This is a genomic window from Achromobacter sp. 46006, from assembly GCF_059761975.1.
On the sequence record NZ_JCBANN010000004.1, the window covers coordinates 12,109 to 26,314 of the forward strand.

Annotated in this window: 14 protein-coding genes; 10 read left to right on the top strand and 4 right to left on the bottom strand. The window is 68.1% G+C overall.

Going from position 1 to position 14,206, the window contains the following annotated elements:
- Window positions 1–119 precede the first annotated feature (119 nt).
- The 7 genes from AC6LKG_RS03315 (at window position 120) to AC6LKG_RS03345 (ending at window position 7,275) form a co-directional block, all read left to right on the top strand.
- Window positions 120–1,724: an ABC-F family ATPase gene (locus AC6LKG_RS03315; protein WP_498162698.1), complete on the top strand. Its 1,605-nt coding sequence runs from the start codon at window positions 120–122 to the stop codon at window positions 1,722–1,724.
- Between the two features lie 123 nt (window positions 1,725–1,847).
- Complete coding sequence (locus AC6LKG_RS03320; protein ID WP_498162700.1) at window positions 1,848–3,065, top strand: MFS transporter; 1,218 nt, start codon at window positions 1,848–1,850, stop codon at window positions 3,063–3,065.
- Between the two features lie 110 nt (window positions 3,066–3,175).
- A complete protein-coding gene (locus AC6LKG_RS03325) occupies window positions 3,176–3,946 on the top strand; it encodes an ABC transporter ATP-binding protein (protein WP_498162701.1) in 771 nt (256 codons plus the stop codon).
- Window positions 3,947–4,018: 72 nt separating this feature from the next.
- The gene (locus AC6LKG_RS03330) at window positions 4,019–5,017 is read left to right on the top strand and encodes an ABC transporter substrate-binding protein (RefSeq protein ID WP_498162703.1); all 999 of its coding nucleotides are present in this window, start codon (window positions 4,019–4,021) and stop codon (window positions 5,015–5,017) included.
- Window positions 5,018–5,034: 17 nt separating this feature from the next.
- Entirely contained in the window at window positions 5,035–5,790 is a 756-nt protein-coding gene (locus AC6LKG_RS03335; RefSeq protein ID WP_498162903.1) for an ABC transporter permease, read from the top strand.
- An 8-nt stretch (window positions 5,791–5,798) separates the two neighbouring features.
- A complete protein-coding gene (locus tag AC6LKG_RS03340) occupies window positions 5,799–6,614 on the top strand; it encodes a type 2 periplasmic-binding domain-containing protein (RefSeq protein WP_498162705.1) in 816 nt (271 codons plus the stop codon).
- Window positions 6,615–6,687: 73 nt separating this feature from the next.
- A complete protein-coding gene (locus AC6LKG_RS03345) occupies window positions 6,688–7,275 on the top strand; it encodes an IMPACT family protein (protein WP_498162707.1) in 588 nt (195 codons plus the stop codon).
- A 33-nt stretch (window positions 7,276–7,308) separates the two neighbouring features.
- Here AC6LKG_RS03345 and AC6LKG_RS03350 read toward each other — a convergent pair whose 3' ends face one another.
- The 3 genes from AC6LKG_RS03350 to AC6LKG_RS03360 form a co-directional block, all read right to left on the bottom strand.
- Complete coding sequence (locus AC6LKG_RS03350; protein ID WP_498162708.1) at window positions 7,309–7,683, bottom strand: thioredoxin family protein; 375 nt, start codon at window positions 7,681–7,683, stop codon at window positions 7,309–7,311.
- A gap of 192 nt (window positions 7,684–7,875) precedes the next feature.
- Window positions 7,876–8,898, bottom strand: coding sequence for an LLM class flavin-dependent oxidoreductase (locus tag AC6LKG_RS03355; protein WP_498162710.1), 1,023 nt, complete (start codon window positions 8,896–8,898; stop codon window positions 7,876–7,878).
- 370 nt (window positions 8,899–9,268) lie between these two features.
- Window positions 9,269–10,561: an NCS2 family permease gene (locus tag AC6LKG_RS03360; RefSeq protein WP_498162712.1), complete on the bottom strand. Its 1,293-nt coding sequence runs from the start codon at window positions 10,559–10,561 to the stop codon at window positions 9,269–9,271.
- A 108-nt stretch (window positions 10,562–10,669) separates the two neighbouring features.
- Here AC6LKG_RS03360 and tsaD point away from each other — a divergent pair, with 108 nt between their 5' ends.
- Window positions 10,670–11,701, top strand: a complete 1,032-nt coding sequence (tsaD, locus tag AC6LKG_RS03365) for a tRNA (adenosine(37)-N6)-threonylcarbamoyltransferase complex transferase subunit TsaD (RefSeq protein ID WP_498162713.1) — start codon at window positions 10,670–10,672, stop codon at window positions 11,699–11,701.
- Window positions 11,702–11,777: 76 nt separating this feature from the next.
- Here the strand turns inward: tsaD and plsY are convergent, their stop codons facing one another.
- A complete protein-coding gene (gene plsY / locus AC6LKG_RS03370; RefSeq protein ID WP_498162715.1) occupies window positions 11,778–12,416 on the bottom strand; it encodes a glycerol-3-phosphate 1-O-acyltransferase PlsY in 639 nt (212 codons plus the stop codon).
- Between the two features lie 216 nt (window positions 12,417–12,632).
- Between plsY and surE the strand changes: the two genes are divergently transcribed.
- Both surE and AC6LKG_RS03380 read left to right on the top strand, forming a co-directional pair.
- Window positions 12,633–13,391 (top strand): 5'/3'-nucleotidase SurE, encoded by a 759-nt coding sequence (gene surE, locus AC6LKG_RS03375; RefSeq protein WP_498162717.1) that lies wholly within the window; start codon window positions 12,633–12,635, stop codon window positions 13,389–13,391.
- A complete protein-coding gene (locus AC6LKG_RS03380) occupies window positions 13,376–14,200 on the top strand; it encodes a protein-L-isoaspartate(D-aspartate) O-methyltransferase (protein ID WP_498162719.1) in 825 nt (274 codons plus the stop codon). The genes surE and AC6LKG_RS03380 overlap by 16 nt, the downstream gene beginning before the upstream one ends.
- Window positions 14,201–14,206 lie beyond the last annotated feature (6 nt).

The following is a 14,206-nucleotide window of genomic DNA, read 5'->3' on the forward strand; positions in this document are numbered from 1 at the left end:
CCGCCCGGCCCGCGCCGGGCGGTCTGCCATCCGGGCTTGGTACACTATCAGGTTTCGCCGCATGCCGGCGTTGTCGCGCCATCCTGGCGCCGCATCCTTTTTCCCGCTGCTAAAACACTGTGATATCCACCGCCAATCTCACCATCCAGTTCGGTCCCAAGCCCCTTTTCGAGAACGTCAGCGTCAAGTTCGGGGAAGGCAACCGCTACGGGCTGATCGGGGCCAACGGGTCCGGCAAGTCGACGTTCATGAAGATCATCGGCGGCGACCTGGAGTCGTCGGCCGGCAACGTCTCGCTGGAGCCGGGCGTGCGCCTGGGCAAGCTGCGCCAGGACCAGTTCGCCTTCGAGGACCTGCGCGTGCTGGACGTGGTGATGATGGGCCACACCGAGATGTGGGCCGCGATGTCCGAGCGCGACGCCATCTACGCCAATCCGGAAGCCACGGAAGACGACTACATGCGCGCGGCCGACCTGGAGGCCAAGTTCGCCGAATATGACGGCTACACCGCCGAGGCCCGCGCCGGCGAGCTGCTGCTGGGACTGGAAATCGCCGTCGACCAGCACAACCTGCCGATGCGCGAAGTGGCGCCTGGCTGGAAGCTGCGCGTGCTGCTGGCGCAGGCGCTGTTCTCGAACCCGGACGTGCTGCTGCTGGACGAACCGACCAACAACCTGGACATCAACACCATCCGCTGGCTGGAAAATGTGCTCAACAGCTACCAGAGCACGATGATCATCATCAGCCACGACCGCCACTTCCTGAACCAGGTCTGCACCCACATGGCCGACCTGGACTATGGCGAGATCCGCATCTACCCGGGCAACTACGACGACTACATGCTGGCCTCGACCCAGGCGCGCGAGCGCCTGGTGGCCAACAACGCCAAGGCCAAGGAACGCGTGGCCGAACTGCAGGACTTCGTGCGCCGCTTCGCCGCCAACAAGTCCAAGTCGCGCCAGGCCACCTCGCGCCTGAAGCAGATCGACCGCATCAAGGCCGAGCAGGTGGTGGTCAAGCCTTCGTCACGCCAGAACCCGTACATCCGCTTCGAGCAGAGCAAGGTCATGCACCGCCTGGCGGTCACGGTCGAAAATCTGTCCAAGTCCTACGACGCGCCAGTTATCCGCAACTTCTCGGCCATGGTCGATGCCGGCGAGAAAATCGCCATCATCGGCGCCAACGGCGTCGGCAAGACCACCTTGCTGCGCCTGCTGGCCACCGACCTGGCGCCGGACGCGGGCACGGTCAAGTGGTCGGACAACGCCGACCTGGGCTACATGGCCCAGGACGTCTCCGATCAATTCCTGCAGACCGACATCAACCTGCTGGACTGGATGGGCGAGCATCGCCAGCCGGGCGATGACGACCAGTCGATCCGTTCGGTGCTGGGCCGCCTGCTGTTCTCGGCCGACGACCTGCCCAAGGCGCCCAAGGTGCTGTCCGGCGGCGAAAAGAACCGCATGACCTTCGGCCGCCTGATGCTGGGTCGCCACAACGTCATGCTGCTCGACGAGCCGACCAACCACCTGGACATGGAATCGATCGAATCGCTGCAGTTCGCGCTGGAAAAGTACGAAGGCACGCTGGTGTTCGTCTCGCACGACCGCGAATTCGTGTCGGGCCTGGCCACCCGCGTGATCGAGATTCTGCCCACGGGCGAGATCGTCGACTACCGCGGCGGCTACGAAGACTACCTGTCCTCGCGCGGCATCGAAGCCTGACGCCCCGGGGCCTCGGCCCCGCGCCCATGCGGCGGTCTGGACCGCTTTCAGCCTGCCGCAATCGTGCTGGGCTATCATCCGGGTAAACCCTGGCCCGTCGCGCCAGGTTCCATCCCGTTCGACATGTCTCCCACACCGCATACCACGCCCGATGGCCAGCCCATCGGGACGTTCGCCTTGACCGCGCGCATCGTCGCGATCGCCTTTTTCACCTTCATCTGTTATCTCGCCATCGGCCTGCCGCTGGCGGTGTTGCCGGGCTACGTGCATGGCAAGCTCGGCTATGGCTCGGTACTGGCGGGGCTGGCCATCAGCGTGCAGTACGTGGCGACGCTGCTGAGCCGTTCGCACGCCGGCCGCATGGCCGACACGGTCGGGCCCAAGCAGACCGTGGTCATCGGCATGGCGGCCTGCGCCGCCAGCGGCGTGTTCCTGCTGCTGGCCTATGCTTTTGAACGCAGCGCCTGGCTCAGCCTGGGCGCCATCATCGTCAGCCGGCTGGCGCTGGGTTTTGGCGAAAGCTGGGTCGGCACCGGCTCGGCCACCTGGGCCATCGCCCGGGTCGGCCCGCTGCACACGGCGCGGGTGATCTCCTGGAACGGTATCTGCACCTACGGCGGGCTGGCGCTGGGCGCGCTGCTGGGCGTCTACCTGGAAACCGAATGGAGCATGGGCGCGCTGGGCGGCGCGGTGCTGCTGCTGGGCCTGGCCGGCCTGGGCCTGGCGCTGGCGCGAGCCGCGGTGGCCATCGTCGGCGGGCATCGCATGGCCTTCAAGAGCGTGGTGCTGCGGGTGTTCCCGCACGGCATGGCGCTGGGGCTGGGCTCGGTCGGCTTCGGCACGCTGGCGGCCTTCGTGGCGCTGTACTACGCCAGCTTCTCGTGGGAGGGGGCGGCGCACGCGCTCAGCGCGTTTGGCTGCGCCTTCATCGGCGTGCGGCTGCTGTTGGCCGGCACCATCACGCGCTATGGCGGTTTCAAGGTGGCGCAGGTGTCGTTCCTGGTGGAAGCGGCCGGCCTGGCGTTGCTGTGGCTGGCGCCCAATCCCGGCGCCGCCCTGGTAGGCGCGGCCCTGACCGGCTGCGGCTTCGCGCTGGTGTTTCCGGCCATCGGCGTCGAGGCGGTGGCGCGCGTGCCGGCCGGCAGCCGCGGCGCGGCGCTGGGTGCCTATTCGGCCTTCCTCGACCTGGCGCTGGGCGCCACCGGCCCGGTGGCGGGCTATATCTCGGGAGGTTTCGGTTATCCCGCGATCTTCCTGTCCGCCGCGGTGGCGGTGCTGTTCGGCTGCCTGATCGCCTTCGGACTGCAACGCCACGCCAACCGCGAGGCGGCCATGGCTTGAACGGTTTCATATAACCAAAAGGCGTAAGGACATTCGATATTTATCGTTGGTGTTCATATAACGAATTGTTAGATTAGGCCCGTTCTCCACGCGCGCCCACGATCCGTTCCATGAACCTGACTTTCGACCACGTCCACAAGCACTTTGGCGACCTGCCGGTCGTCGATGGCTTCAGCAGCGAATTCAAAAGCGGCGAGCTGGTTGCGCTGGTGGGCCCGTCGGGCTGCGGCAAGTCGACCCTGCTGCACCTGGCCGCCGGCCTGGAAAAGCCCACGCAAGGGCAGGTGCTGGCCGACGGCAAGGCCGTGGCCGGTCCGCATCCCAGCCGCACGCTGGTGTTCCAGGAACACGCGCTGTATCCGTGGCTGACGCTGGAAGACAACGTGGCGCTGGCGCTGGAGTTCCAGAAGACCCCCAGGAAGCGCGCCCGCGAAGCGGCGCGCCAGTGGCTGGCGCGCGTCAGCCTGGCCGGCTTCGAGCACTATTACCCGCATCAGGTGTCCGGCGGCATGCGCCAGCGCGCCGCGCTGGCCCGCGCCTTCATCGCGCAGCCGCAGACCATGCTGATGGACGAACCGTTCGGCGCGCTCGACGCGCTGACGCGCCTGGCGCTGCAGGACGTGCTGCGCCAACTGATCGCGCAGGAAAAGCCCACCGTGCTGCTGGTGACCCACGACGTCGACGAGGCGCTGTTCCTGGCCGACCGCATCGTGGTGTTCAGCCCGCGTCCGGCGCGTGTGCTGCGCGAATTCAATCTGGCGCACCGCGCCAGGAGCCACGACCTGTCGGACCTGGCCGCCGAGAAGCGCGAGATCCTGCGTCTGTTGGGTATCGCTGTGGACGGCACGGCGGCGCCTGCCGACCTGGCGCTGGCGGCCTGATCTCTTTCGATTCCTGCTTTCCGGACGACGCCCGCGGGCGCCGGTCATCCTCGATTCCCTGGAGCCTTTCCCATGAAATTCAAGCAATGGCTGTCCCTGCCGCTGGCCGCGGCGCTCCTGGCCGCGGCGCCCGCCATGGCCGCCGAGAAATTCCGCGTCGGCTACCTGCGCGTGATGGACGATGCGCAGGCCATCGTGGCGCAGGAGGGCGGCTACTACAAGAAGGCCGGCCTGGATTCCGAACTGATCGAGTTCAAGTCGGGCACCGACCTGATCAAGGCCATCGTCGGCGGCCAGTTGGACATCGGCGTGCTGGGCTTCACCAACGCCGTGGCCTGGGCATCCAAGGGCGCCGACCTGAAGGTGGTGGGCGGCGCGCAGCAGGGCTACCATTCGCTGGTGGTGCGCGATGATTCGGGCATCAAGGATATCGCCGGCCTGAAGGGCAAGACGCTGGCCTCGCAAGCCGAGGGCAGCACCGCCGACGTGGTGCTCAAGGGCGTGGTGCTCAAGCAGGGCAAGCTGACGGCGGATGACGTCAATGTGATGGGCGTAAGCCCGGCCGTGGCGGTGCAGTCGCTGGTGGGCAAGCGCGTCGACGCGGCCTTCCTGTTCGAGCCGTATGACCGCATCGCGCAACTGGTGGCGCCGGTCAAGCAGATCTACGAAGTGGGCCAGGCCTGGCCGTTCCCGTGCATGGTGGTGATCACGTCGGGCGAAACGCTGGCCAAGCGCAAGGACGATGTCTGGAAGGCGCTGGACGCGCAGAACCAGGCCATTACGCTGCTGCAGAAGGAACCTGCCCAGGCCTCCAGGCTGATCGCCTCGTACTTCATCGCCGAGCCCACGCTCAAGACCCTGAACCGTGGCGAACTGCCGCGCGAAACGGTGATCGCCGAGGCCATCAGCACGCAGGTGTTCACGCCCAAGCTGACCGAGAAGGACACCAAGCGCATGCAGGAGATCGCCGACATCCTGCAGGCCCAGGGCTCGCTCAAGACACGCGACGGCAAGCCGTACGACGTCTCCAGCATCGTCGACCTGTCCTGGCAAGAGGCTCGCAAGCTTTGAGCGCATCGACGACCCGTGTGACCGGCGCCCGCAAGCATCTGGCGGGCGTGCTGGGTGTCCTGTTCATCCTGGCGCTGTGGCAGGCGGCGGCGTTCGCCCTGCCGGACTTCCTGATGCCGGGCGTGCCCGCTGTGCTCGAGCGCCTGCTCGAGGACCTGGGCAAGCAATCGTTCCACCAGAGCCTGGTGGGCACCTTGGGCCGGCTGGGCGCGGGCTACGGCCTGGCGCTGGCGGCGGGCATCGGCTTCGGGCTGGTTGCGGCGGTGCTGTTCTTCTTCCGCGAGGTGCTGCGCAGCGCCATCGTCATCCTGCAATCGATTCCGTCCATCGCCTGGGTGCCGCTGTTCCTGATCGTGATGGGTTTCGGCAGCACGCCGATCATTGTCGTGGTGGCGCTGGCGGCGTTTTTCCCGGCGGCGCTGAGCGTGATGAACGCCACTGAATCGGTGCAGCGCGTGCACGTCTCGGCCGCCCGCGTCATGGGCGCCACGCCCTGGGGTCTGGTCAAGCGCGTGTACCTGCCGGCCGTCATGCCCGAACTGATCACCGGCGCCCAACTGGCGTTCGGCAATGCCTGGCGCGCGCTGATTTCGGCCGAGATGCTGATCGGCTTCGGCAAGGGCCTGGGCCGTTCGCTGGCTTATTCGGGCGAGATCGCCGACATGACCGGCGTGATGACCAACATTCTGGTGATCGCGGTGCTGGCGGCCCTGATCGACCAGTTCGTGCTCGAGAACCTCAAGCACCGGCTGCTGCGCTACCAATACGTGTGAGGTTCGGGATGCGGCGCGCGCTTCGTCTCCTGATCGGCGTATCGGCCTTGCTCTGCGCGGCGAGCGGGGCGGCGCCGGCCGATGGCCTGGGGGCCGCGCGCCAGCGCGGTGAATTGGTGGTGGGCGTGCCGTATCTGGCGCCCGCGCCCGAGGCCGGCGCCAAGATCCGCACGCCCGAAGGGCTGGATCACGCCATGGCCGAGAAGCTGGCGCAGGAACTGGGCGTGCCATTCCGCCTGCGGCAAGTGGCGGCCGCCGATGCGGCCCGCCTGCTGGCCGCGGGCGACGTGGACGTGGTGCTGGCAGACCGCGCGCAGCCGGCGCCGGGGCTGCCGAGCGAACTGGCGACGGTGGCAACCGGCTATGCCGCGCGGCCCAAGGCGATAATCCGCAGCGACACGCGCATGCGACAGGGCGGGGATGCGCGCGGCCGCAGCGTCTGCATGGCCGAGGCCGCAGTCGGCGCGCAGGCGCTGGCGCACAGTTGGGGCGCGGTAGTGCGTACCTACCGCGTGCCGTCGGATGCGCTGGTGGCGGTGCGCGAAGGCAGCTGCGACATCGGCCTGATCGATGACGTGGTCTGGGAACCGCTGATGCGCTTTCCCGAATGGAAAAAGTTCTCGGCTACGCTCGCCGCCGATGGCGCGCGCCATGAACGCGTCTGGCTGCTGCCGGCGGCCGACACGGCCGGCCAGGCCTGGCTGGCCGAGCGCATGCGCGAATGGGCGCGGGCCGGCGCCTGGAAGGCGCTGCCGGCCAAGTGGGCGCGCGACGTGGCTTTCGACGTCTATCTGGACCAGGAAGTCGCCGACTGCCACGGTTGAGGCGCGCGCGGCGCCGGCTTCGTCCGCACGGGCCGCGCGGGTCCGGGAGGCGCGGCCTTTACAATGGCGCGCTATGACCACCACCTTGACCGCCGTCTGCTCGCACGAGGAAGACATCAAGAAAAGCCGCTTTGTCGCGCACGCCGCGCCCGTCTCCAGCATCGACGAGGCCATGGCGTTCTTCGCCGCGCACAGCGACCCCGAGGCCACCCATAACTGCTGGGCCTACCGCATCGGCCAGGAATACCGCTTCAATGACGACGGCGAGCCCGGCGGCACCGCTGGCCGCCCGATCCTGCAGGCGATCGAAGGGCAGGACATGGACCGCGTGGCGGTGCTGGTGGTGCGCTGGTTTGGCGGCGTCAAGCTGGGCGCCGGCGGGCTGGTGCGCGCCTACGGCGGTTGCGCCGCCAACTGCCTGCGCAACGGCCCGCGCACCGAGATCGTGGACCTGGCCACGGTTGCATGTGTTTGCGGCTTTGCCGAGTTGCCCCTGCTCAAATCGCGGTTGGCGCAGGCCGGCGCGGTGATCGTCCAAGAAGACTTTGGCGCGGAGGGCGCCGCGCTGCGCTTCACGGTGCCGCGCGGCGTCTTGGCCGACCTGGAGATGACGGCCGCCAACATCACGCGCGGCCGGTCGGCCTGGGAACAACTGGCGTAAGAAAACAGAAGGGCCCCGTGGGGCCCTTGTGCATCACGCGTCCTGGCCGTCCTGGGCCGCGGCGATTTCCTGGTGGACCTTTTCCATGTCCACTTCCTTGATCTTGGCGAGCAGCTCATTGAGCTGGCCGCCGGACAAGGCGCCCGGCTGCGAGAACAGCAGCACTTTTTCGCGGAACACCATCAGCGTGGGAATCGAGCGGATGCCCAGCGCGCCGGCCAGTTCCTGTTCCACGTCGGTGTTGACCTTGGCGAAGGTGACGTCGGGATGCTCGGCGGCGGCCTGTTCGAACACCGGCGCGAAGCCGCGGCAAGGGCCGCACCAGGGCGCCCAGAAGTCCACGATCAAGGTGCCGTCCGGCGTGATGGCTTCCTGGAAGCTGTCTTTGGTGAGTTCAACAATACTCATTTTGGATCCTTGCCGCTGGCGCGGCGCAAAGTGTCGGTATCGGCGGCACGGGGGAGACATGCCTCGACCCGGATTCGGCGACGCGGTATTGCCGGTCTTACCGGTCCATAGTAGAGCGGGGACCGGTCACGTCGCAATGGTTGGCGCTATGGGGGGGCGCAGTCGGCCAGACTGGCGGCGGCGCCGCCGGCCTCAGGCCGAGGTTGTCGTGCACATGCCGTCGCGCTGCTTGAGCGCGGCGACGATCTCGAAAGAGCGCAGGCGATCGGCGATATCGTAGAAGTCGGACACGATCATGACCTCGTCCGCTTCCGTCTCGGCCACCAAGGCCTCCAGACGGCGCTTGACGGTCTCGGGGCCGCCCACGATGGCGGCGCCCAGCCTTTGATTGACCGCCTCGCGCTCCCATTCGTTCCACAGCCCGTCCATGCTGTCGACGGGTGGCTGCAGTTGCAGGCGGTTGCCGCGCACCAGCGACAGGAACTTGAGCTGCTGCGTGGTCGACAGGCGCCGGGCTTCTTCATCGGTGGGGGCGGCCACCACTGGCACGCCGATCATGGCGTAAGGGCGGGCCAGCGTCTCGGACGGCTTGAACAGGTGACGGTACAGGCGCATGGCCGCCATGCCTTCCGGCGAGAAGTGGCCGGCGAAGGAGAATGGCAGGCCCAATTCGGCCGCCAGCCGCGCGCTGAAATCGCTCGAACCGAGCAGCCAGATGGGGATGTCCAGGCCTTCGCCGGGGATGGCGCGCACCGGCTGGCCCGGCCGCGAAGGAGCGAGAAAGCCGCGCAACTCCTCGACCAGTGCCGGGAATTCCAGGCCGCTGCGCGGGCCGCGGCGCAGCGCGTGCTGCGTGGCGCCATCGCTGCCGGGCGCCCGGCCCAGGCCCAGGTCGATGCGGCCGGGGTAGAGGGTTTCGAGCGTGCCGAACTGCTCGGCGATGATCAGCGGCGCATGGTTGGGCAGCATCACGCCGCCTGAGCCGACGCGCAGCGTCGAGGTGTGCCCGGCGATGTGGCCGATCAGCACCGCCGTGGCGCTGCTGGCCACGCCGTTGATGTTGTGGTGCTCGGCCAGCCAGAAGCGCTTGTAGCCCAGGCGTTCGACATGCTGCGCCACCGCCACGCTGTTGCGGAAGGCGTCGGCGGCGTCGCGGCCCTGCACGATCGGCGCCAGGTCCAGCACCGAGAAGGGGATGCGGTCGAGGGTACTCATGCGCGGCGCTCGCGGTGGAGACAGGAGGAATGCGGGGTGTGGCGGGACAAGGTCGGCTCCATGGTCTTACGTACATGGGGAGTGTATCGGCGAATTCAACCGCCCCTGACAGCAACCATGCGGGCCGGCGGGTTGATAGCCGGACTCAATGACGGCGATTTGCCGGACGTTCGCGACCCTGGCAACCGTACCGGTATCGTGGTCACGCCGGTCCCACCCGCATCGTTCGCATTTCCTGTGCGCATGGCCGCTGGCGCGCGGTCACGGCAACCGCGCTGGCGGCATCTGGCGGGTACGCGCGCCGGCATGAAAAAACCGCCGCCTTCCGGACCGGAAGCGCGGCGGTTTCGCATGGCGCGTCTGGCGGATGTTATTCCGGGAAGAACGCGTAGCGGATCACGAACAGGATCGCCACCAGCCAGGTGGCCGGATGCACGTCGCGCACGCGGCCGGTGGCGGTCTTGAGCACCACGTAGCTGATGAAGCCGAAGGCGATGCCATTGGCGATGGAGTAGGTGAACGGCATCACCAGCGCGGTCAGCGCGGCCGGGGTGGCTTCGCAGACGTCGTTCCAGTCGATGTCGATCAGCTCGCGCATCATCAGGCCGGCCACGTAGAGCAGGGCGGGCGCGGTGGCGTAGGCGGGCACGGCGCCGGCCAGCGGCGAGATGAACAACGCGGCCAGGAACAGCAGGGCCACCACCAGCGCGGTCAGGCCGGTGCGGCCGCCGGCCTGCACGCCCGAAGCGCTTTCGACGTAGGCAGTGGTGCTGCTGGTGCCGAGCATCGAGCCGGCCACGATCGCGGTGCTGTCGGCGAACAGGGCGCGCCCCAGGCGGTTGGGGCGGTTCTCCGGCATCAGGCCGGCGCGCTTGGCCACGCCCACCAGCGTGCCGGTGGCGTCGAACACCTCGACCAGCACGAACACCAGGATGACGTGCACGAATCCGGTGTGCAGCGCGCCCAGGATGTCCAGCTTGAACAGCGTCGGCGCCAGGCTCGGCGGCGCCGCGAACACGCCCTTGAATTCGTTGTAGCCCAGCGCCATCGACAGCACCGTGACCACCAGGATGCCGATCAGGATGGCGCCGCGCACACGCAGTGCGTCCAGCGAGGCAATGATGAAAAAGCCCAGGATGGCGAACAGCGGCCCCGGCGTGGTCAGGTCGCCCAGCGTCACCTTGGTCGCGGGATGCGCCACCACGATGCCGGCGCTGGACAGCGCGATAATGGCCAGGAACAGGCCGATACCGGCGGCGATGGCGCTGCGCAGCGAATGCGGGATGCCCTTGACCAGCCAGACCCGGATGCCCGAGATGGTCAGGATCAGGAAGATCACGCCCGAGATGAACACGGCGCCCAGCGCCTGCTCCCAGGTGTAGCCCATGGTCTTGACCACGGTGAAGGCGAAGAAGGCGTTCAGCCCCATGCCCGGCGCCATGCCGATCGGCCAGTTGGCGATCAGCGCCATCACCAGCGAGCCCAGCGCGGCCGCCAGGCAGGTGGCGACGAACACGGCGTTGCGGTCCATGCCGGTGGACGACAGGATGTCCGGGTTGACGAAGATGATGTACGACATCGTCAGGAATGTCGTCAGGCCGGCCACGATCTCGGTTCTCGCGGTCGTGCCGTGTTCACGCAGGTTGAATAGCTTCTCCAGCATTCTTGTCCCCAGGGTGCTTGCAGGCTTGGTTGGTGAGAAGGGGGCTTGGGCGCCCCCGGTTATTTTGTAAACGGGCGTATTTTCGCATCAGTTGTAAACTCTGCCGCCATGATTATTCTCGGCTTTGAAAGCTCCTGCGACGAAACGGGCGTCGCAGCCGTCTGTACGGAACGCGGCCTGCTCGCGCACGCCCTGCATACCCAGATCGCCATGCACCAGGAATACGGGGGCGTGGTGCCTGAACTCGCCTCGCGCGACCATATCCGGCGCGTGGTGCCGCTGACCCACCAGGTGCTGCGCGAAGCTGGCCTGGAAATGTCGGACATCGACGCGGTCGCCTACACCGCGGGTCCCGGCCTGGCGGGCGCGCTGCTGGTGGGCGCCAGCGTGGCGCAATCGTTCGCCTGGTCGCGCCGCCTGCCGGCCATCGCCATTCATCACCTGGAAGGCCACCTGCTGTCGCCGATGCTGGCCGACCCGCGGCCCGATTTCCCGTTCGTGGCGCTGCTGGTGTCCGGCGGCCATACGCAATTGATGCGGGTCGACGGGGTGGGGCGCTACGAGTTGCTGGGCGAAACCCTGGACGACGCCGCCGGCGAAGCCTTCGACAAGTCCGCCAAGCTGATGGGGCTGGGCTACCCGGGCGGCCCCGCGCTGGCGCGGCTGGCGGAGCAGGGCGATGCCGCGCGTTTCGACCTGCCGCGTCCCATGCTGCACAGCGGCGACCTGGATTTCAGCTTCAGCGGCCTGAAGACCGCCGTGCTGACCCGGGTCAAGGCCGCCGAGCAGGACGGCGGGCTGGATGAACAGACTCGCGCCGACCTGGCGGCGTCCACCCAGGCCGCCATCGTCGAGGTGCTGGCGGCCAAGTCGGTCCGGGCCCTCAAGCAGACCGGCCTGCGCCGCCTGGTGGTGGCCGGCGGGGTGGGCGCCAACCAATTGCTGCGAGCCAAGCTGGCCGCCGCGCTCAAGCCCTTGAAGGCCCAGGCCTATTTCCCACCGCTGTCGTTGTGCACCGACAACGGCGCCATGATCGCCTTCGCGGCGGCCGAGCGGGTCAAGGCGGGGCTGGTGACGCTGGATCCGGACGCCCACGGCTTCACCGTGCGGCCGCGCTGGGATCTGGCCGATATCGCCTGAGACGGGTAATGAATGAAAAAGGGGGCCGAGGCCCCCTTTTCCTATTGCGCGCGCGGATCACTCGCCCGCACACGGATCACTTCTTCTTGCCGCCGATACGGCTTTCGGTGCCCTGCACCAGGCGTGTGATGTTGGCCCGGTGGCGGTAGAACAGCAGCACGCCGATGATAGCCAGGGCGATGCCCATGGCCGGCTGGGCGTACCACGCCAGGCCGGAGCCGAACACGTAGTAGACCGGCGCGAAGAACGCCGCCACCAGCGAGGCCAGCGAGGAATAGCGGAAGAACACCGCGATGATCAGCCAGGTGGCGGCGGTGGCCACCGCCAGCCAGGGCTGGATGGCGACCAGCACGCCCAGCGCGGTGGCCACGCCCTTGCCGCCCTTGAATCCCAGGAAAATCGGGTACAGATGGCCCAGGAAGGCCGCCACGGCTACCGCGGCCAGCGGGCCAGGGGCGATGCCGGGCGCCAGGCGCTGCGCCAGCCAGACCGCGAACCAGCCCTTGGCGGCGTCGCCCAGCAGGGTCAGCGCGGCGGCGGTCTTGTTGCCGGTGCGCAGCACATTGGTGGCGCCGGGGTTCTTCGAGCCGTAGCTGCGGGGGTCCTGCAGCCCCATCAGTTTGCTGACCACCACCGCGAACGGCACGGAGCCGATCAGGTAGGCCAGCAGGATGAGCGCCGCGGTGAACGCCAGGGAGGGTTCGGTGATCGCCATGAGTGGGGGTCCGTTGTTGTCGTGTTGTTGTCTCGATGGCTGCGGATTCTACCCCGCCTGCGGCGCCGGCGAATGGGCAGCCCGCCGGCGCGGGGGCCGGCGGGGGGGCGCGCGCCGTGCCATCCGGCACCGGTTCAGGAGCGGACATGCCGCTGTCGCCCGCGGACGGTACAATCCAGCCGGTCCACCCGCGTTTTATTTTCTTTCGGATGCACAATGCGAATTCTGGTTTCGAACGATGACGGTTACTCGGCCCCCGGGCTCGAAGCGCTGGTCAAGGCGCTGCAGGGCCTGGGCGACCTGACCGTCGTCGCGCCCGAGACCAACCACAGCGGCGCGTCCAATTCCCTGACGCTGAACCGTCCGCTGTCGGTGCGCACCGCCTCCAATGGCTTCATCGCCGTCAACGGCACGCCGTCCGACTGCGTCCACGTCGCCCTGACCGGGCTGATGGACACTCGGCCCGATCTGGTGGTGTCCGGCATCAACAACGGCGCCAACATGGGCGATGACACGCTCTATTCGGGTACCGTGGCGGCCGCCAGCGAAGGCTACCTGTTCGGCATTCCGGCCATCGCCTTCTCGCTGGCCGAGAAGGGGTGGGAACACATCGATTCGGCTGCCCGCGCCGCCCGCCTGGTGGTCGAGCGCCACCTGGCGCAGCCGCTGGCCGCGCCGGTGCTGCTGAATGTCAACATCCCCAGCCGCCGCTTCGAAGACATGCATGGTTTCCAGGTCACGCGCCTGGGCAAGCGCCATCCGTCGCAACCGGTGGTGCGCACCACCACGCCATACGGCGATCCGGTCTACTGGATCGGTCCGGTGGGGCAGGCGGCCGACGCGACGCCCGGCACCGACTTCCATGCGGTGGCGCAGGGCATGGTGTCGGTTACGCCACTGCGGCTGGACCTGACCCAGCACAGCCAGCTCGACGAAATCCGGACCTGGGCGGAGCCGCTATGCGCCGACGCATAAGCCAACCGGACGTTTCGCAGGCGGTGCCCGGGCGCCCCAGCCCGGTGCGCTACGACTCCGGCCGGCTCAGCCCCGGCGTCACGCCGGCCAACAGCAACACCCGCATCTCCGCCGCCACCCTGCAGAGCCAGGCCAAGGCGCCGGCGCCTGCCGCTGGCGGCAATCTCGGGCTCAATTCAGACCGCCTGCGCCAGGCCATGGTGCAGCGCCTGCGGGCCCAGGGCGTCTCCGACGAGCGCGTGCTCAATGCCATGGCGGCGGTGCCGCGCCACCTGTTCGTCGACGAGGCGCTGGCCAGCCGCGCCTATGAAGACGCGGCCCTGCCCATCGGCCATTCGCAGACCATCTCGCAACCGTGGGTGGTGGCGCGCATGATCGCCGCCATCTGCGAAGACCGCAGCCCCACCCGCGTGCTCGAAGTGGGCGCCGGCTGCGGCTACCAGGCCGCCGTGCTGGCGCAGTTCGTGCGCGAGGTCCATTCGATCGAACGCATTCGCGGCCTGTACGAACTGGCGCGCGAACACTTGCGCGCCTTGCGGCTGACCACCCGCATCCGCTTGATCTACGGCGACGGCATGCTGGGCCTGCCCGGCGTGGCGCCGTTCGATGCTATCGTTGTGGCTGCCGCCGGCCTGGCCATTCCGCAAGCGCTGCTGACGCAACTCGCGCCGGGCGGACGCCTGATCGCTCCCGAGGGGGGCGCCAACCAGCGCCTGGTGCTGATCGAACGCACCGGCGCAGCCAGCTGGAAACGTACTGAACTCGAGGCCGTGCGCTTTGTGCCGCTGCGTGCCGGAATACAATCTTGAGCAAAC